Raw genomic sequence first — 16,682 nt, forward strand, 5'->3', positions numbered from 1 at the left:
CCCCGCAATCTCAAGCCGCAGTTCGCGCCTCGAGCCACTGCTCGAGGCGCTCGACGACGAGCGCGGCCACGACGTCGCCGATCCGCTCGGGGACGTCGCTCAGGTCCCAGACGTACTCGCCGTCGCGGGTGACGGTCACCCACTCGACGAAGTCGCCGCGGTCGAGTTCGAGCAGGAGGTCCTCGAGGACGGTCGCGTTGAGCCGACAGCCGAGAGCGTCTTCGACGCGGCCAGCCAGCTGGGACGTGGTCGCGAGGACTCGGTCCTCGCCCGCGGGAACGGGCCGGTCAGGGGTCGACGGGGCGGGGGGTTGGATGGGCATATTCGACCGACCGGTAGGAATTCGAGTTATATTAATGTAGGCGGTACTCACGACGCCGTGACTGTCGGGCCGACCGACGCCGCGCGACGCGGTGGCTCGAGACGCCGCGGCACGCGGATCACAGTGTCTCCATCAGGGCCGGTCTCGGGCCGGCGGCGCACTCGTACGGAAACGACAGCGTCACGACCGTCCCGCCGTCGGGGCGGTCGGCGAACCGCAGATCGCCGCCGCCGTTCTGGACGATCCAGTTGACGAGCCACAGCCCCAGTCCGGAGCCGTGCTCGAGTTGCGTCTCCGCGCCGTCGAGGACCGCCCGGCGCTCAGTTTCGGGAATCCCGTCGCCGTCGTCCGCGACCGTGAACTCGAGTCGGAGTTCGCCGCCGTAGTCGACGGCTCGGACCGCGACCTCGACGGTCGGGCCGTCCGCACCCTCTTCGTCCGCGGCCGAGTTGTGTTCGACGGCGTTGTCGACGAGCTCGTTCAGGGCGTCGACGACGCTTCCGTCGACGGTCGGCGCGGTCGCCCTCGCCCCCGACTCGTCGGTTCTGGACGCAATCCGCGCGTCGGGGTAGGCCGATCGCGCGCGGTCGACGACCGAGCGAACCGCCGCCGTGGCGTCGATCAGATCGCCGTCCCCGTTGCGCTCGAGCGTCCGTTCGACGCCGCGGGCCTTGTCGGCCGTCTCGATCAGGTCGGTGGTCTCCTCGAGGATCGGTCTGACGTGCTCGCGCTCGAGGGCGGGTTGTTTCTCGCTGATGAGGCTGGCGTGGCCCTTGATCACGGTCGCGGCGTTCCGGAGGTTGTGCCGGAGGACGCGGTTGAGCACCTGAATCCGTTGCTCCCGGTCGCGCTGCTCGGTGATATCGCGGGCGACGACCACGTAGCCATGCTCGAGGGCGCTGACCGTCACGTCCTGGGGAAACGTCGTCCCGTCGGCCCGCTGACCGATCAGCGTCCCGCGCCAGTAGTTTCGCTCGGCGAGGGCCGGACGCACCTCGCGGTCGATCGTCGCCTGCGCGGCGTTCGTGTACCGTTCGGCCCACTCGGTCCCCTCGATCGTCGCCGAGTCGTGAACGCCGTAGAGGGAGGCGTAGGCGTCGTTGACGTAGGCGTGTTCGTCGTCGACGACGACGGCGATCCCGTCCATCGAGGCGTCGACCGCCCGCGAGAGCCGTTCGCTCTCGCGGTAGTAGTGGGTAAACTCGACGTAGGTGTGGCCGAGCAGGCCGCCGAAGGCCATCCCGGTGCTCAGTGCGCTGATCACCGGCTGGGTGAACCCGCCGGAAAAGCCCATTCTGACCGAGAGCAGGTAGATACTCCAGGCGCAGAAGAGCGCGACCATCGCGCCGCAGGTGACCGAACCGACGGTGACGATGTCCGCCCGCCGCGTCGTCTCCTCGTCGGTCCGCGTCCGCACCCCGTACCAGACGTGACCGAGCCCGATCGTCGTCGGGACGCCCGCCTCGAGGACGAGCAGGAAGACGGGGCCGCCGAACGTCACGACGTACGCGGCGACGATCGCGAGCAACCCGAGCCCGGCGATCGAAACCGAGTACTCCCGGACGTACGTCGACGTGCGGCGAGCACTGGTGAACATCGTCGGAACAGTACGTGATGGGAAGACGACGATGATAAATCAATTGGCAATTCTATCGACACCTCGGCCGGCGACTCCGTTCGCCGACCCCGACTTGTTTGGTGATAGACGCCGTCTTCGTGCCACATGAGGACGCTCTACGCGGCGATGCGGGACCGGCTCCGCTGTTACGCGAGCGACGAATCCGAACCGGGCGGGATGAGCCACGCGAGCACTCGACTCGAGGGCCACAGGATCGAGTGTCTCGCCGCCTCGCGGGCGGCCCCCGAGCGAGTCTTCGTCGGCACCTTCGAGGACGGCCTCTACCGCACTCGCGGACAGGCTACCGAGCCGGGTGAACGAGAGTTCGAACGCCTCGAGACGGACTTCGTCAGCGAGGCCGTCACGGCGCTGGCGGTCAGCCCTCGCGATCCGAACGTGGTCTACGCCGGAACCGAACCGAGCCGCGTCTACCGCTCGGCCGACGGCGGCGACACCTGGACGCACCTCGAGGGACTGACCGACCTCCCGTCGGCCGACGAGTGGGCGTTCCCGCCGCGACCCCACACCCACCACGTCCGCTGGCTCGAGGTCGACCCCTTCGATCCGGATCGACTCTACGTCGGCATCGAAGCGGGCGCGTTCGTTCTGAGCCCCGACGGCGGCGAGACGTGGCGCGATCGCCCCGAGGGGTCGCGCCGAGACAACCACACGCTCGCGACCCACGGCGACCGCGAGGGCCGGATCTACACCGCCGCCGGCGACGGCTACGCGGTCAGCGACGACGGCGGCGACTCCTGGCGCCGTCCCCAGGACGGCCTCGGGCACACCTACTGCTGGGGGCTGGCCGTCGACCCCGCCGACCCCGACGCGGTCATCGTCTCGAGTGCCAGCGGCGCCCGAACGGCCCACACGGCCGAGCGGGCCGACTCGCACGTCTACCGTCGGCTCGGCGACGAGCCCTGGGAGCGACTCGAGGGCCGCGGCCTCCCGACGGGCAAGGGCGTCGTCCGCGCCGTCTTCGAAACGACCGACGCGAACGGCGTCGTCTACGCGCTGCACAACCGCGGGTTGTTCCGCAGCGAGGACTTCGGCGACTCCTGGGACGCTATCGATACTGGCTGGGGAGAAGGCCTCGAGGCGCAGGCGCCGTGCGGACTGGTTGCGCTCTCGGACTAATCGAGCCACCCAGTCGACTGCCGGAGGGCACCGTCTCGCTCGAGAACGACACCGATCGCGACGGCGTGAACGGGTGCGACGAGGGCGCTGCTCAGCACCGGCCCCACGACCGGGAGAAGCGAGAGCAGCCACGCCGAGAGTCCGATTGCGAGGAGCAGCGCGAAAAGAGACCAGCCGCGTCCGTCCGCAAACCGGCTGCTCTCCCGGAGTGCCGGCCGCAGCGGTCGCCCGGCGACGAGCAGTCCCGGAACGAGGAAGAGCCGCACGAACAGTGCGAAGTAGATCGCCAAGGGGACGAACCCCCATAGCCCCATCTCCTGGAGGAGGGCGATGGAACCGAACAGCCGCTGGAGCAGGTCCAGCGCGACGACGAATCCGAACAGCGAGGCGACGTCCGCAAACCGAACGGGTCGATCCATCGCGCGGGCCATCGTGGCGGCGCCGGCGATGGTGACTGCGACCAGCGGCAGGACGTACAGGGCGAGCCCCTAGCCGAGGTAGTGCGGTTCGAGCCCGATCAGCGACTCGAGCGGGCGCAGCGTCTGGCCGATCCCCGTCGGATAGCCGACGTACTCGATCTGGATATTGACTCCGTCCGTACCCAGTCCTGTCCGCTCGAGGGTCGGAATCGGATCGCGTCGGTGGAGCCAGTCGACGACCGCGAGGAGAAGCCCAACGAGGAGAAACGGGACGAAGAGGACGGGATCGTACCGAAGGCGAGAGAGTGCGACCGAGAGCGAGTTTCGCTGCCCCCGGCGGAATTCGGGCGGATTCGACTGGTGATCGCGTCCGTCAGTCATGGTTACTCGGCCTCCTCGAGGGCGAGCAGTCCGTCGTCGGTGAGGACATACAGCACGCCGTCGCCGACAATCGGCTGCGTGAAGTACGTCGCCTCCTCGTAGCGCCACCGTCGCTCGCCCGTCTCGGCGTCGATCGCGACCAGTTCTGGGAACTGATACCCGAGGTAGACGATGCCGTCGGCGACGACCGGATCCGTGTCGGGAACGTACTCGGCGGTCCACTCCCGCTCGCCGCGCTCGAGGTCGATCGCGTGCAGCGACTCCTCGCCGTCGGTGACGAACACCGTTCCGTCGGCGACGGCGGCGCTGCCGTCGGTAGCGTTCCCGTCGTGGGTGTACTCCCACAGAACGCTGCCGTCGGCCGGATCGAGCAACACGACGCCAGTCCGATAGGGAACGACGAGTCCCTCGTCCGTCGCCGTCGGCGGGTGGAACTCGTAGTAGGTCATCGGCGTCTCTTCCCCGGGATCCGGTTTGGCGCTCCAGTGAACGTCGCCCGTTTCGGCGTCGAAGGCGACGACGTCTCCGGGATAACTCGAGACGTAGACGACCCCGTCGCGGACCGCCGGCCGATTCGATCCGGTCGACCGTTCGTCGCCGACCGTTCGCTCCCACCGGACGCGACCGCTGCTCGCGTCCAGCGCGACGACGCGGTCGGTGTTCGGGACGATTCCGTACACCGTTTCGTCCGCGGTGACGGGCGACTGTTCCCGCGGCGACGAACTGGACCATCGCTGACTCTCTTGACCGGGACTGTGCCATCGTTCGGTGCCGATCGACCGGCCGAGCACCTCGTATCCGCCGCCGGCGCTCAGGCCGTACAGTCCCTCTCGGCCGCAGACGGCGAGGGTGTCGCTTCGGTACGCTCGCGCCGGGGCTCGAGCCGGTGACGACCAGTACTGACCGTCCCGCGTGAATCGAATCTCGCCGGTGTCGCGTTCGAACGCGACGAGCGACTGCTGACCGACCGCGTACAGCGTCTCCCCGACAAGAATCGGCGCCGACAGTCCGTACATGTTCGACTCCGTGTCCTGCTGCCACGCGACCTCGACGCCGTCTTCCGGTCCCGTCGCGCTCGGATTGTAGCCGGTTCCGCTGGGATCGTAGCGTGCCATCGGCCAGTCGGTCTCGCCGCTCGTCGAGGCGGACACGGTGTCGGCGGCGAACTCGACGTCGAGAACGCTCGTACCGCCGGCGATTCCGACGGCGCCGACTCCGACGCCGGCGAGCAGTCGTCGTCTGGAGGGCATCAATCGACCCGTCACGCGGCGAACGTGTAAGTTCTTTCATCGGTTCTGACCGAATTCAACCTCGACTCGACGGATTCGGGGGCCGACGGACACGGGTCGATTGCGGATCGTCTCGTCGGCCGGCAACGGTGGGGTGCTTCGAAATCCTTTTAGTCGCGACACGGGGATAGTAGGGTAACTGAGTGATATCATGGACGTCGACATCATCTCCGAAACGGAGAATCCCATGTTGCATCGAACCGACGTGACCTTCGAACTGTCCCACGAGGACGCGACGCCGGAGCGCCTGCAGGTCCGGGACAGTCTCGCGGCCAAACTGAACAAGGACGCCGACGAGGTCGTCGTCCGCAAACTCGACACGAAGTTCGGGATGCGAAAGACCGTCGGCGAGGCCAAGGTCTACGACACGGCCGACGACGCCCGCGACGTCGAGCAAGACCACATGCTCGAGCGAAACAAGATCGGCGCCGAAGAGGCCGAGGCCGAGGCGGACGCCGAAGCGGAGGAAGCATAAATGCCACGACACGAGCTCTACGACGACGACGGCAGCACCGAGCGCGAACAGTGCCCCCGCTGCGGGGACGCTTTCCTCGCCGACCACGGCGACCGCAAGCACTGCGGCAAGTGCAGTTACACCGAGTGGGAATAGCGAGGATCCGAGCGGAGCAAGGGACGCCGGACGTGCGAACGGGCGCGACACGCCCGTAAGCGAGTAACGACCTTCTCTCCGCGTGACTCAATCGACCGAGTAGTTGCAGTATCAACCCGTGAGTTCTGACATCCGCATCCTTGGAATCGAAGGCACCGCGTGGGCAGCCAGCGCAGCGGTGTACGATTCCGCGACCGACGACGTCTTCATCGAGAGCGACGCCTACCAACCCGACAGCGGCGGGATCCACCCCCGCGAGGCCGCCGAACACATGCACGACGCGATCCCCCGCGTCGTCGAGACCGCCCTCGAGCACGCCCGCGAGACTTACGACGGGCCCGCCGGCGAGGCTCCGGTCGACGCAGTTGCTTTCTCTCGAGGGCCGGGGCTCGGCCCCTGCCTGCGGATCGTCGGCACGGCCGCCCGCGCGCTGAGTCAGGCGCTCGAGGTCCCGCTCGTCGGCGTCAACCACATGGTCGCCCACCTCGAGATCGGCCGCCACGCCTCGGGCTTCGACTCGCCGGTCTGTCTGAACGCCAGCGGCGCCAACGCCCACCTGCTGGCCTACCGCAACGGCCGCTACCGCGTGCTCGGCGAGACGATGGATACGGGCGTCGGCAACGCGATCGACAAGTTCACCCGCCACGTCGGCTGGTCTCACCCCGGCGGGCCGAAAGTCGAGGCGGCCGCCGAGGACGGCGAGTACGTCGACCTCCCCTACGTCGTCAAGGGGATGGACTTCTCCTTTTCGGGGATCATGAGCGCCGCCAAGCAGCGATACGACGACGACGTGCCGGTCGAGGACATCTGTTTCTCGCTGCAGGAGAACATTTTCGGAATGCTGACCGAAGTGGCCGAACGCGCGCTCTCGCTGACCGGCAGCGACGAACTCGTGCTGGGCGGCGGCGTCGGACAGAACGCCCGCCTGCGGGAGATGCTCGCGGAGATGTGCGCCCAGCGCGGGGCCGAGTTCCACGCGCCCGAACCGCGATTCCTCCGGGACAACGCCGGCATGATCGCTGTGCTAGGGGCGAAGATGTACGAGGCCGGCGATACCCTCGAAATCGAGGAGTCCCGCGTCGATCCGAACTATCGGCCTGATCAGGTCCCCGTCACGTGGCGCAGCGACGAACCGGAGCTCGCAGCCGGCCGCGGAGCGGACGGCGATGAGACGCAGGTTCGCGGTGCCGAGGCGCTCGTCGACCTCGAACCCGAGACCGGTCGTGTCACGAAGCATCGCGAGGCCAAGAGCTATCGCCATCCCGAACTCGACGAACGACTCCGCCGCGAGCGGACGACCCTCGAGGCCCGCCTGACGACCCTCGCTCGCCGCGAGGGGGTGCCGACGCCGGTGCTCTCGGACGTCGATCCGCGGGAGGCGCGCCTGGAACTCGAGTACGTCGGCGAGATGGATCTCCGCGACGGGCTGACCGCCGAGCGCGTTCGCGACGTCGGTCGACACCTCGCGCGGCTACACCGGGCCGGGTTCGTCCACGGCGATCCGACGACGCGGAACGTCCGCGTCGGGTCCGCGGAACCCGATGCCTCCGGAACCGAGCGGACGGCCGACGGCGGCGAGCAGACGGGCGATCGCACCTACCTCATCGATTTCGGCCTCGGCTACCACACCGATCACGTCGAGGACTACGCGATGGACATCCACGTCTTCGACCAGAGCCTCGTCGGCACCGCCGACGACCCCGACCCGCTCCGCGAGGCGCTTCGGGAGGGCTACCGCGAGGTCGGCGAGGAGCGGGTGCTCGAGCGCCTGCGGGACGTCGAGGGACGGGGCCGGTACGTCACCGACGACGCCTCGGAATAGGTCGCCTCGAGGGAGTCACTCGATGATTTTCGGCTCGATGCGTCTCGGCTCGACGAGTCGACACTCGAGGACTCGTCACTTCGCAGCGCAGGAGTCCTCGGTCGTATCGACCCCGAGCAGGTAGTTTCCGCCGCAAAAGCCCATCCAGACGTTCTGGAGGAGTCCGAGTCCGGCGATGCCCGCTATCGCCGCGCGCTCGCGCTTGTCGTCCTGGTAGGCCGCCGCGGCCATCACGACCAACCAGATGCCGAGCACGCCGCGTACGATGCGATCGAGTCCACCGACGTTTCGCTGCATACGCGGTCCTACGGGCGGCCGAGTGGAAACCGTTCGGCCGAATATGTCGCCCGCATTTATTACGTCGCCTGTCGACTAGTCGACAGCAACCGATCGATGAAACGCGTTCGCATCACGCTGGACCCCGTCGGCGAGTACGCGCCGCCGCTGTACCGGCGGCTCGCGGGCGGGGCGCCGTCGCTCGATCGGGCCCACATCGTCAACTGGAACGTCGCGGCGCCGCCGACGGCGTTCCTGCTGTGGCTTCGCGGCGACTACCGCCGGTTCGAGCCCGAACTCGAGGCCAGCCGGAACGTCGACGAGTACGAACTCCTCCCGCTCGCGGACCGGGAGTGTCACTGCTTCCTCGAGGGAGCGGTCGCCGACGCCGCGCGACTCCTGTTCGAGAACTTCACGCGGGGGAGCCTGATCACCGTGCCGCCGATCGTCTGCAACGACGACGGGACCAACACGTTCTCGTTCATCGGGACGGACGCCGACATCCAGAACGCGATCGAGGGCGTCCCCGACGGCGTCGGCGTTACCGTCGAGGCGGTCGGCGGGGAGACCGTCGCCCCGAAGAGCGCCGTCGGACAGCTCTCCGAGCGCCAGCGCGAGGCTGTCGAGGCCGCCCTCGAGATCGGTTACTACGACGTTCCCCGCGAGGCGACGGCAGCCGATGTCGCCCGCGAACTCGACTGTGCGACCGCGACCGCCGCGGAACACCTCCAGAAAGCCGAATCGAAGCTGATCGAGGCCTTGCTCGAGCGGTAGGGCGGCGGCTCTCGTCCCCGCGGAACCGTGATAGGGCCGGCGCTCTCGAGGCCCCGCGGGTGTTCGATTCCGCTGACGGAGAGGATCACCAAATACTCTTATCAGGCGAGGTCGTATCTTCTCGTATGGCAGACAAACCGACTTCCGGAGAGATTCTCGGCGTACCGTACAACTTCGATCGACCCAGCCTCGGACGGATGATCTCCTCGTACTGGCAGCCCGGCGAGGGAATGCTCGTCGAGAAGCCTTTCGGCGTCGGCTACACCCTGAACCTCGCCAACTGGCGGTCGTGGATCGTCGTCCTCGTCGCCGGCGCGCTCCTCTGGCAGCAAGAACAGAGCGAGTCCGGCGCCGACGAGGACCGCCGGGACGAACCCGTCGAGGTCATTGTCGACGACCAGGACGAGTCGGCCAACTGAGCGCGCACTCGTTTCCGATTCCGTCGCCGTACGATCCCTAGCCGTCCATCCCTTTTCGTCGGGACTCGGTTCCGATATCTTATTATTCGTATTAGTATATTGCGTACCAAATGGAGCGGATGTTACTATCGATTACGATATTGACGATTATCGCTCAATATCTCGGCTATTTTCTTCTCCGCATCGATATTCGACGAATAGAATACGCGGATTCGAGGATCAGACAGCTTCCGACGCTAACTGCGAGACTTCCCCTCCTCGGTGTCGTGGTTCCGTTATGGTACTTGTACCATAGAAATCGCCTGAAACGGGAACCGAACGATCGCTGAATCAGAACCGCTGTGCTTCTGATTCTCCCGTCTGGCCCCACTCTGACGGAAATACGTTCTGGCTCTGCGTTACTGTCGTCGCCGATTCCGCGAACTCGCCCGTGCACACGAGGCTGTGACGGGATGGTGCCGTCACCTCGGGTTTCGTGTCGATCCGTCTCCGCGAGGGGTCGTTAGACTCGAGTAGCTCTCCAAATCACGAGACGTCGACGGACCGAACCGTTATACCGGACGGCGGCACAACGTGGGGCAGTATGCAGGTCGAGAGCCCCGACTTCGTCGTCGCTCGAGACGGGAGCGGCGATTTCGAGTCCGTTCAGGCCGCGATCGACGCCGTTCCGGACTTCCGGGACGCGGAGACGACGATCCTCCTCGAGTCCGGGACCTACGAGGAGAAACTGGTGGTGCCGACCTCCAAGACCAACGTGACCCTCGTCGGTGAGGACCCCGAGGAGACGATCCTCACGTACGACGACTACAACGGCAAGGAGAACCGCTTCGGCGAGGAGATGGGGACGACCGAGTCCTCGAGTTGCTTCCTGTTCGGCGACGACTTCACGGCGCGGGACCTCACGTTTCAGAACACGGCGGGCGCCGTGGGACAGGCCGTGGCCGCCCGGGTCGACGGCGACCGCGCCGTCTTCGAGAACTGTCGGTTCCTCGGCCATCAGGACACCCTCTACACCCACGGCGAGGACAGCCGCCAGTACTACCGCGACTGCTACGTCGAGGGGCGAGTCGACTTCATCTTCGGCTGGTCGACGGCCGTCTTCGAGGACTGCGAGATCTTCTGTACCGGCGACGAGGGGTACGTCACCGCCGCCTCGACGACCGAGGACACCGACTACGGCTATCTCTTCCGAAACTGCGAGATCACGGGTGACGCGCCAGACGGCTCCTTCTACCTGGGGCGACCGTGGCGACCCTACGCCCAGACGGTGTTCGCTCATTGCCACCTCGGAGAGCAGATCCGGCCGGACGGATGGCACAACTGGCGGGACCCCGACAAGGAGGAGACCGCCTTCTACGCCGAGTACGAGAACGAGGGCCCCGGCTTTACGCCCGACGAGCGCGTCGACTGGGCCCGCCAGCTGACCGACGGGGAGGCCGCCGAGTACACCAGAGAGACCGTCCTCGACGGCTGGGAGCCGCTCGAGCGCCTCGCGGACTCTTAATCACCGACCGCGATCAGCGGTCGACCTCGCCCATGATACAGTCGGGGGCGTCGATCACCGCGACCGACGTTTCGCGGCGTCTAATCGGGCAAATACTCCGCGAGCGGCGGCGCGAACGCGTCGATCACGCGACACGGCTCGAGGGCGCGCACGCCGTGTTCCGTCCCGGGCGGGATGACGTAGGAGCCGCCGGCCTCGACCGTTCCGGAGTACGCGCCGCGGAGTTCGAGCGAGCCCTCGATGACGAAACTCGCCTGGGTCGCCTCCTCGTGGCTGTGTGGCTCGCCCTCTTCGCCTTCCGACAGCGAGTAGTGGACCACCATCAGTTCGTCCGTGCAGGCGAGGACGCGGCGCTCGCCGCCGCCCTCGAGGTCGTCGATCCGGGTCGGATCGTCCCAGTCAGTGATCTCCATACGATCGAATTCGTGTCGTTCGAACATAAGGCTCCGCCGGGGTCCGGAACCGGCGCGCCGCGAAACTGCGCGATCGACGGCTATTTTCCGCCCGCGAACGCCGCATCGCGTATGGCCTTTCGATTCGTCACCGGCAACGAGGGGAAGGTTCGCGAGGCGCGGGACTACCTCGCGGACCTCGAGCCAGTCGACCAGATCGACTACGACTACACCGAGGTCCAGAGCGACTCGCTCGCCGAGATCGCAGCCCACGGCGCCCGCGAGGCCTTCGAGGAACTGGGCAGCGACGAACCGGTGCTCGTCGACGACGCGGGGCTGTTCGTAGACGCGCTCGAGGGGTTCCCGGGACCGTACTCCGCGTACGTGGAGGACACCGTCGGCGTCGAACGCCTCTGGCGACTCGCGAGCGAGGAGGAGAACCGCCGGGCGCGGTTCAAGACGGTGCTCGCGTACGCGGATGAGGACGGTACCGAGACCTTCAAAGGAACGGTCGCGGGCACGCTCGTCGCCCCGCGCGGCGAGGGCGGCTTCGGCTACGATCCGATCTTCGAGTACAACGGGCAGACGATGGCAGAGATGAGCACCGAGGAGAAAAACGCCATCTCCCACCGCGGCCGCGCGCTGGCCGAGTTCGCGGAGTGGTACGCCGGACGCGACTGATGAGTCGATAGATCGAGTATTTCCGATTCATCTCTACCAATCCGAATACGTTCTGCAGATCTCCCGAAACCGACGATTTCTCGACATTCAGCACTAGACCTTTATATTGGCCCGGAACGTGAGGTCTCGTAGGTGAGGGAGCGCTCGAGAAACCGCTCTCGAGAGCAAGGTCTCGCTCATCATAAATCGAGAAAATACAATATGAGTTCTGACAACGACGCGCTCGAGGCGGCCTGCCGGAGCCTCGAGGGCGTGTGCGACGACGTCGAGGGGACCGTCGACGCCCTGACGGAGCAGCGGCCGGCCGAGGACAGGGTCGCGACGCAGGCGGCGGTGTTCGGCGCGCTGGCGAACGAACACCGGGTGCGGATCCTCGAGGCGCTCCGGGACGGCGAGCGGTGCGCCTGCGAACTGCAGGTCGTCCTCGAGGCGCCCCAGTCGACGGTCGCGACCCACCTCCGGCGGCTCCGGGAGACGGGGCTGATCAAGGGCCGCAAGAAGGGGAAGTGGACCTACTACCGGATCGCCGACACGGCGGCGCTCGAGTTGCTCGATATCGGCGCCGCCGTCGACGTTCCGGAGTCCGACTGACTGCCGACCGATACGAACCGATACCACCATGTCAGGAACCGATACTACCATCGACGACGCGACCGACACGCCGCGCGACCGGCGGACGCACGTCCGCGAGCGGTACGCCGAGGTCGCGTCCGCCGACGACGACTGCTGCGACGCATCGACGACCGACGCCGATTGCTGTGACGACTCCGCGGCCGACGACGACACCGAAACAGAGTGCTGTGACACCTCGGAAACCGATAGCGGCTGCTGTGATGCTTCGAACGGCGAGTTCGACCTCGAGGACGATCCGTCCCGGGCACTGTCGCTCGGCTACGAGCCGGCCGACCTCGAGGCCGCCCCCGAGGAGTCGAACCTCGGACTCGGCTGTGGCAACCCGGTCGCGATCTCGAACCTCGAGGCCGGCGAGACGGTCCTCGACCTCGGCTCCGGCGGCGGGTTCGACTGCTTCCTCGCGGCCCGCGAGGTCGGCTCCGGGGGACGGGTCATCGGCGTCGACATGACCCCTGAGATGCTCGAGCGCGCTCGCGAAAACGCTTCGGACAGCGAACTCGAGAACGTCGAGTTCCGACTGGGCGAGATCGAATACCTCCCGGTCGCCGACACGACCGTCGATACGATCGTCTCGAACTGCGTCGTCAACCTCTCGCCGGACAAGGGGCAGGTGTTCGCGGAGGCGTACAGAGTCCTTCGGCCCGGCGGCACGCTCGCGATTTCGGACCTCGTCGCGACCGAGCCGCTCCCGCGGGAGATCCGCGAGAACCCCGACGCCGTCGACGCCTGCGTCGGCGGGGCCGCGACGGTCGACGAACTGGAAACGCTGCTCGACGACGCCGGCTTCGTCGACGGCTCGATCGCCCTCGAGGGCGAGTGGACCGCGGACCTGCCGGTCGCGTCCGCGCGGATCGAAGCGAGAAAACCCGTCTGAGTCGCGGTCGGCCGTCTCCGCTCGCGTCCGAACGCGAGCGCCGAAACGACGGCGATCGACGGCCGTCAGTCGTCGCCTTCCGCGGCCGCGTTCGCGCTTCCCCCGTCCGATCCCGAGCCGTCGACGGCCTTCGCCGTGCTGTCGACGTCGACGCCTTCCCAGTCGTGGTCGGCGTGGTAGCCCTCTCGTTCCTTCGCGCTGGCGGCGACGCGGATGAACCCGGCCTTCTCGCGGGCCGCGGGGATCGTGTGGCCGCCGCAGTAGGAGAGCCCCGACTGGATGCCCGCGCAGAACTCCTCGACGACGTCGGCGACCGGCCCCTTGTACGGGGTCAGCGCCTCGACGCCCTCGTCGGCCCGGACGTTCTCCTCTTTGTCGTCGCGCTTCTCCGCGGCGGTCGTCGTCGCCATGCCGCGCGAGCGCTTGTATCGCGTGCCGTCGACCTCGACGACCGCGCCGGGGGCCTCCTCGGTGCCCGCGAAGAGGCTCCCCATCATCACGGTGTCGGCGCCCGCCATCAGCGCCTTCACCGCGTCGCCGGAGGTCCGGATGCCGCCGTCGGCGCAGACGGTGACCTCGAGGGCCTCGGCCGCCTCCGCGCAGTCGTCGACGGCGGTTAACTGGGGAACGCCCGCCCCGGCGACCTTCCGCGTAGTACAGTGGGAGCCGGGACCGATGCCGACCTTCACGCAGTCGGCGCCGGCGGCCGCCAGATCCTCGACGCCCGCGGGCGTCGCGACGTTGCCGGCGACCAGATCCGTCTCGGGGAATTCCTCGCGGAGCCGTTCGACGGCGTCGATGGTTCGCTCCATGTGGCCGTGGGCGACGTCGACGACGAGCGCGTCGACGCCGGCCTCGACCAGCGCGGCGCTGCGCCCGACGTAGTCCTCGTCGATCCCGATCGCGGCGCCGACCTGCTCGCCGGCGTCTTTCACGCGCGCGACCTGTTCGGCCTGCTCCGACGGCGTGAGGAAGCGGTGGAGGACGCCGAAGCCGCCGGCGCGCGAGAGCGCGATCGCCAGTTCGGCCTCCGTGACGGTGTCCATGGCGGCCGAGACCAGCGGCGTCTCGAGCTCGACCGAGGGCGTGAACGTCGTCGAGAGATCCACGTCGCTGCGGCTGTCGACTGGCGAGCGGTTCGGAACGAGGAGGACGTCCCCGTAACTCAATCCGGTGCGGAGATCGTTCATTGACCCCTCCATACTCGCGGCTGGGTCCGCATAAACATCTCGACTCGAGCGGCCGCGCCGCGATGCTCTTCTCGCGTGTTACTCCGACGCTCGAGGGTCCCGATCCGGACCGGGATACGCCCCGCCCTCGACGGCCTCGTAGAGGCTCTCGGGGTTGAACAGCCGCGCGAACGCGTCCGGGGGGCGGACGCTGACCGAGACGCGAGGTTGCAGGGAGAGGCCCGCCCGCGCCGATCCCAGTCCCTCGTCGTACGAGAGCAGGTGTGCAGCCCCACCTCGGTAGGCCGAGGCGAGCGCCGGGTGGTCGTCCGCCGGCTGGTCGACGGCCACTCGCTCGGCCTCGAGTCGCTCCCGGTGGTCGGCCGCGAGGTCGGAATCGGCCAGCACTGCGACGAGCCGTTCGGTTTCCTCGAGCAACCGGTCGCTCGCAACCAGCTCGACCCAGGAGTGACGACGGACGTGATCGAGGGCCTCGCGGGCGTCGCCGCCGACGAGCAGGTCGGCCGCGAGCACTTCGGGAGCCGCGACGACGCGGGCCGGATTCGGTCGCTCAGGCATCGTCGCCGGCCTCCGTTCCCGAGTCGGTCTCCGTCTCGGCCGACAGCTCGTCGGCCGCCGTTCGAACGGTCTCGAGATCCACGTCGTAACCCGCGCCTCGATCGAAGAGTTCGGCCCAGCTCGCTGGCATCGGCACACCTTCGCAGTCCGGAGAGAAAAGCCCCGCGTCTCTCGCGTTCGACTGGTTTGATATCGCACCATGTAATTTATCCTGTCGAAACCGGGGAAGTGACGAACCCAGCCGACAGTCGCCGCTGCACCGCTCGAGCGGCGTCTTCACCTTGGTTTTGCGGGGGATTTGCTACGCTACCGTCGAAAACAGCACTGACAGTGCGGAAAGACGCCAGCTTCGAGTGACCGTTCACTCCGCTCGAGCCAGCGCCCAGAACAGGCCGGCGCCGAGGACGAACGCGACGCCGACGTTGACGAACAGGCCGACGGCGCCGACGCCGAGCACGAACGCCAGCGAACGGCGGCCCGAGACCGGCTCGAACGCCGCACGAGCCAACTCGAGGGAGACGACGACGAGCAGGACGCCGAGGACGGCAAACGGGAACGCGGCCAGCAGGGCCCCGGTGGCCACGAGCGCCAGCGCGAGGTAGCCGACCCCGAGCAACACGTTCGCACCCCCGGTTCGAGCGCCGAAGGCGTACTTCCCCGCGAGGCCGCCGCTGCCGTGGCACATCGGTACGCCGCCGAGCGGAATCGCCGCCAGACAGGTCACGCCCATGCTCGTCGAGAGCGCGTCCGGCGAGATGTCCCGGTCGTAGAGATCGCCACAGAGCAGGGCGGTCGCGATCGCCGCGTTCCCGACCGTCATCCCCAACTGTGCGACGGTCCCCTCGAGCGCGGCGCTCGACAGCGTCGGCCCGCCCGCCGGGAAGACGGCGAGGGCGGGCACCTGCGGCGTCGGGAGCCCCGTCGTCGCGACGGCCGCGATGGCGCCGAGTCCGAGCACGACCAGCACGCTGGCCTGCCGGTAGCCGACCAGCGCTAGCAGGCCGACGACGGCCAGCCCGCCGATCGCGACCGGGAGGTTCCCCGTCGAGAGGTCGACAGCCGCCTCGAGGAGGAGCAGGGCGACGGCGAACTGGACGCCGCGAATCACGGGTTCGCCGACGACCCGCTGGAGCCGGCCAACGAGCCCCAGTTTCCCCACCGCGAGCAGTATGCCCCCCGCCAACAGGCCGGCGGCGGCGAGTTCCGCGTAGGTGAGCGTCCCGACGATCGCCAGCCCGATCAGGGCCTTCATCGGTTCGACGGACAGCGGCAGTCCGTAGTAGAGCCCCCAGACGATCTGGAAGACGCCGAAGCCGACCAGCACGTGGGGCAGCGAGACGCTCGTCGTCGCCGCGAGGGCGACCAACAGCGGCAACACCGTAACCGAATCACCTAGCGCGCCCGTCAGCTCGCTCGTCGAGAACTCGAGCGCGGAGTCGGCCCCAGACCGGAACGAGTACGCCATCTATACCCGGTACAGTCGGAGCCCATTTGAGACTTACCGGTAACCGACTTCCATTTCGCTTCGTGGCTGAAGCAAAGGGATCTCGTTACTGCTGGACCTCGCGAGCGGTCGATTACTGCGACGGAGACTGTTCCCCGATGGACAACGTGTTCCACCCGTTCCACTCATCGTCGATGTAGCCCGTAGATCTCGAGCAGCGCCGGCACCACCGACTGCCGTACTGCGTCGAGATCGTCCGCGGACTCTGGTCGACGAGTTCGCCCGCGGTTCGCGCGATCTCGTAGACGTCGAGAGAGACGGTGACCGGCGCGTAGTCCT

The 16,682-nt window shown here is 67.6% G+C and carries 21 protein-coding genes; 10 read left to right on the forward strand and 11 right to left on the reverse strand.

Annotated elements, in window-relative coordinates:
• Nucleotides 1-10: 10 nt before the first annotated feature.
• Together C477_RS08310 and C477_RS08315 are read right to left on the reverse strand one after the other, a co-directional pair.
• Nucleotides 11-322 (reverse strand): hypothetical protein, encoded by a 312-nt coding sequence (locus tag C477_RS08310; RefSeq protein ID WP_008894023.1) that lies wholly within the window; start codon nt 320-322, stop codon nt 11-13.
• 118 nt (nt 323-440) lie between these two features.
• A complete protein-coding gene (locus C477_RS08315) occupies nt 441-1,919 on the reverse strand; it encodes a sensor histidine kinase (protein ID WP_008894024.1) in 1,479 nt (492 codons plus the stop codon).
• Between the two features lie 126 nt (nt 1,920-2,045).
• On the opposite strand from C477_RS08315, the gene C477_RS08320 reads away from it, so the two are divergent.
• Complete coding sequence (locus C477_RS08320; RefSeq protein WP_008894025.1) at nt 2,046-3,077, forward strand: WD40/YVTN/BNR-like repeat-containing protein; 1,032 nt, start codon at nt 2,046-2,048, stop codon at nt 3,075-3,077.
• On the opposite strand, the gene C477_RS24490 is transcribed toward C477_RS08320, so the two are convergent.
• From C477_RS24490 to C477_RS08330, 3 genes are all read right to left on the reverse strand, one after another.
• Complete coding sequence (locus C477_RS24490; RefSeq protein WP_239641855.1) at nt 3,074-3,496, reverse strand: hypothetical protein; 423 nt, start codon at nt 3,494-3,496, stop codon at nt 3,074-3,076. The genes C477_RS08320 and C477_RS24490 overlap by 4 nt on opposite strands.
• A gap of 69 nt (nt 3,497-3,565) precedes the next feature.
• A complete protein-coding gene (locus C477_RS24495; protein ID WP_239641856.1) occupies nt 3,566-3,877 on the reverse strand; it encodes a hypothetical protein in 312 nt (103 codons plus the stop codon).
• 2 nt (nt 3,878-3,879) lie between these two features.
• Nucleotides 3,880-5,127, reverse strand: a complete 1,248-nt coding sequence (locus C477_RS08330; RefSeq protein WP_008894026.1) for a PQQ-binding-like beta-propeller repeat protein — start codon at nt 5,125-5,127, stop codon at nt 3,880-3,882.
• Nucleotides 5,128-5,317: 190 nt separating this feature from the next.
• Between C477_RS08330 and C477_RS08335 the strand changes: the two genes are divergently transcribed.
• The 3 genes from C477_RS08335 to C477_RS08345 all read left to right on the forward strand — a co-directional run bounded on the left by C477_RS08335 (nt 5,318) and on the right by C477_RS08345 (nt 7,598).
• Complete coding sequence (locus C477_RS08335; RefSeq protein ID WP_008894027.1) at nt 5,318-5,641, forward strand: 30S ribosomal protein S24e; 324 nt, start codon at nt 5,318-5,320, stop codon at nt 5,639-5,641.
• Nucleotides 5,642-5,776: a 30S ribosomal protein S27ae gene (locus C477_RS08340; protein ID WP_008894028.1), complete on the forward strand. Its 135-nt coding sequence runs from the start codon at nt 5,642-5,644 to the stop codon at nt 5,774-5,776.
• Nucleotides 5,777-5,894: 118 nt separating this feature from the next.
• Complete coding sequence (locus C477_RS08345) at nt 5,895-7,598, forward strand: bifunctional N(6)-L-threonylcarbamoyladenine synthase/serine/threonine protein kinase (RefSeq protein ID WP_049914432.1); 1,704 nt, start codon at nt 5,895-5,897, stop codon at nt 7,596-7,598.
• A 75-nt stretch (nt 7,599-7,673) separates the two neighbouring features.
• Here the strand turns inward: C477_RS08345 and C477_RS08350 are convergent, their stop codons facing one another.
• Nucleotides 7,674-7,895, reverse strand: a complete 222-nt coding sequence (locus C477_RS08350) for a YgaP family membrane protein (protein WP_008894030.1) — start codon at nt 7,893-7,895, stop codon at nt 7,674-7,676.
• Between the two features lie 96 nt (nt 7,896-7,991).
• On the opposite strand from C477_RS08350, the gene C477_RS08355 reads away from it, so the two are divergent.
• The 3 genes from C477_RS08355 to C477_RS08365 all read left to right on the forward strand — a co-directional run bounded on the left by C477_RS08355 (nt 7,992) and on the right by C477_RS08365 (nt 10,571).
• Entirely contained in the window at nt 7,992-8,648 is a 657-nt protein-coding gene (locus C477_RS08355) for a helix-turn-helix domain-containing protein (RefSeq protein WP_008894031.1), read from the forward strand.
• 125 nt (nt 8,649-8,773) lie between these two features.
• Nucleotides 8,774-9,067 carry a DUF5808 domain-containing protein gene (locus C477_RS08360; protein WP_008894032.1) on the forward strand — a complete coding sequence of 98 codons (294 nt, stop codon included), beginning with the start codon at nt 8,774-8,776 and terminating at the stop codon, nt 9,065-9,067.
• A gap of 583 nt (nt 9,068-9,650) precedes the next feature.
• On the forward strand, nt 9,651-10,571 hold the full coding sequence (locus C477_RS08365; RefSeq protein ID WP_008894033.1) for a pectinesterase family protein: 921 nt from the start codon (nt 9,651-9,653) through the stop codon (nt 10,569-10,571).
• A gap of 80 nt (nt 10,572-10,651) precedes the next feature.
• On the opposite strand, the gene C477_RS08370 is transcribed toward C477_RS08365, so the two are convergent.
• The gene (locus C477_RS08370) at nt 10,652-10,984 is read right to left on the reverse strand and encodes a cupin domain-containing protein (RefSeq protein WP_008894034.1); all 333 of its coding nucleotides are present in this window, start codon (nt 10,982-10,984) and stop codon (nt 10,652-10,654) included.
• A 111-nt stretch (nt 10,985-11,095) separates the two neighbouring features.
• On the opposite strand from C477_RS08370, the gene C477_RS08375 reads away from it, so the two are divergent.
• From C477_RS08375 to arsM, 3 genes are all read left to right on the forward strand, one after another.
• Nucleotides 11,096-11,644 carry an XTP/dITP diphosphatase gene (locus C477_RS08375; protein WP_049914433.1) on the forward strand — a complete coding sequence of 183 codons (549 nt, stop codon included), beginning with the start codon at nt 11,096-11,098 and terminating at the stop codon, nt 11,642-11,644.
• A 201-nt stretch (nt 11,645-11,845) separates the two neighbouring features.
• Nucleotides 11,846-12,235 carry an ArsR/SmtB family transcription factor gene (locus tag C477_RS08380; RefSeq protein ID WP_008894036.1) on the forward strand — a complete coding sequence of 130 codons (390 nt, stop codon included), beginning with the start codon at nt 11,846-11,848 and terminating at the stop codon, nt 12,233-12,235.
• A 28-nt stretch (nt 12,236-12,263) separates the two neighbouring features.
• On the forward strand, nt 12,264-13,151 hold the full coding sequence (arsM, locus tag C477_RS08385; RefSeq protein ID WP_008894037.1) for an arsenite methyltransferase: 888 nt from the start codon (nt 12,264-12,266) through the stop codon (nt 13,149-13,151).
• A gap of 65 nt (nt 13,152-13,216) precedes the next feature.
• Here arsM and C477_RS08390 read toward each other — a convergent pair whose 3' ends face one another.
• From C477_RS08390 to C477_RS08400, 4 genes are all read right to left on the reverse strand, one after another.
• The gene (locus tag C477_RS08390; RefSeq protein WP_008894038.1) at nt 13,217-14,341 is read right to left on the reverse strand and encodes a guanosine monophosphate reductase; all 1,125 of its coding nucleotides are present in this window, start codon (nt 14,339-14,341) and stop codon (nt 13,217-13,219) included.
• A gap of 78 nt (nt 14,342-14,419) precedes the next feature.
• Entirely contained in the window at nt 14,420-14,899 is a 480-nt protein-coding gene (locus C477_RS08395; RefSeq protein ID WP_008894039.1) for a DUF7384 family protein, read from the reverse strand.
• Entirely contained in the window at nt 14,892-15,029 is a 138-nt protein-coding gene (locus C477_RS24045) for a hypothetical protein (RefSeq protein WP_008894040.1), read from the reverse strand. The genes C477_RS08395 and C477_RS24045 overlap by 8 nt, the downstream gene beginning before the upstream one ends.
• Before the next feature lie 231 nt (nt 15,030-15,260).
• Complete coding sequence (locus C477_RS08400) at nt 15,261-16,364, reverse strand: putative sulfate/molybdate transporter (protein ID WP_008894041.1); 1,104 nt, start codon at nt 16,362-16,364, stop codon at nt 15,261-15,263.
• Nucleotides 16,365-16,682 lie beyond the last annotated feature (318 nt).

The sequence above is a fragment of the Haloterrigena salina JCM 13891 genome, assembly GCF_000337495.1.
Taxonomy (GTDB): domain Archaea; phylum Halobacteriota; class Halobacteria; order Halobacteriales; family Natrialbaceae; genus Haloterrigena; species Haloterrigena salina.

Excerpts from the sequence above, each read along its gene's own strand:
- C477_RS08310 (WP_008894023.1), bottom strand. The coding sequence starts at position 322 with ATGCCCATCCAACCCCCCGCCCCGTCGACCCCTGACCGGCCCGTTCCC.
- C477_RS08315 (WP_008894024.1), bottom strand. The coding sequence starts at position 1,919 with ATGTTCACCAGTGCTCGCCGCACGTCGACGTACGTCCGGGAGTACTCG.
- C477_RS08320 (WP_008894025.1), top strand. The coding sequence starts at position 2,046 with ATGAGGACGCTCTACGCGGCGATGCGGGACCGGCTCCGCTGTTACGCG.
- C477_RS24490 (WP_239641855.1), bottom strand. The coding sequence starts at position 3,496 with ATGGATCGACCCGTTCGGTTTGCGGACGTCGCCTCGCTGTTCGGATTC.
- C477_RS24495 (WP_239641856.1), bottom strand. The coding sequence starts at position 3,877 with ATGACTGACGGACGCGATCACCAGTCGAATCCGCCCGAATTCCGCCGG.
- C477_RS08330 (WP_008894026.1), bottom strand. The coding sequence starts at position 5,127 with ATGCCCTCCAGACGACGACTGCTCGCCGGCGTCGGAGTCGGCGCCGTC.
- C477_RS08335 (WP_008894027.1), top strand. The coding sequence starts at position 5,318 with ATGGACGTCGACATCATCTCCGAAACGGAGAATCCCATGTTGCATCGA.
- C477_RS08340 (WP_008894028.1), top strand. The coding sequence starts at position 5,642 with ATGCCACGACACGAGCTCTACGACGACGACGGCAGCACCGAGCGCGAA.
- C477_RS08350 (WP_008894030.1), bottom strand. The coding sequence starts at position 7,895 with ATGCAGCGAAACGTCGGTGGACTCGATCGCATCGTACGCGGCGTGCTC.
- C477_RS08355 (WP_008894031.1), top strand. The coding sequence starts at position 7,992 with ATGAAACGCGTTCGCATCACGCTGGACCCCGTCGGCGAGTACGCGCCG.
- C477_RS08360 (WP_008894032.1), top strand. The coding sequence starts at position 8,774 with ATGGCAGACAAACCGACTTCCGGAGAGATTCTCGGCGTACCGTACAAC.
- C477_RS08365 (WP_008894033.1), top strand. The coding sequence starts at position 9,651 with ATGCAGGTCGAGAGCCCCGACTTCGTCGTCGCTCGAGACGGGAGCGGC.
- C477_RS08370 (WP_008894034.1), bottom strand. The coding sequence starts at position 10,984 with ATGGAGATCACTGACTGGGACGATCCGACCCGGATCGACGACCTCGAG.
- C477_RS08375 (WP_049914433.1), top strand. The coding sequence starts at position 11,096 with ATGGCCTTTCGATTCGTCACCGGCAACGAGGGGAAGGTTCGCGAGGCG.
- C477_RS08380 (WP_008894036.1), top strand. The coding sequence starts at position 11,846 with ATGAGTTCTGACAACGACGCGCTCGAGGCGGCCTGCCGGAGCCTCGAG.
- arsM (WP_008894037.1), top strand. The coding sequence starts at position 12,264 with ATGTCAGGAACCGATACTACCATCGACGACGCGACCGACACGCCGCGC.
- C477_RS08390 (WP_008894038.1), bottom strand. The coding sequence starts at position 14,341 with ATGAACGATCTCCGCACCGGATTGAGTTACGGGGACGTCCTCCTCGTT.
- C477_RS08395 (WP_008894039.1), bottom strand. The coding sequence starts at position 14,899 with ATGCCTGAGCGACCGAATCCGGCCCGCGTCGTCGCGGCTCCCGAAGTG.
- C477_RS24045 (WP_008894040.1), bottom strand. The coding sequence starts at position 15,029 with ATGCCAGCGAGCTGGGCCGAACTCTTCGATCGAGGCGCGGGTTACGAC.
- C477_RS08400 (WP_008894041.1), bottom strand. The coding sequence starts at position 16,364 with ATGGCGTACTCGTTCCGGTCTGGGGCCGACTCCGCGCTCGAGTTCTCG.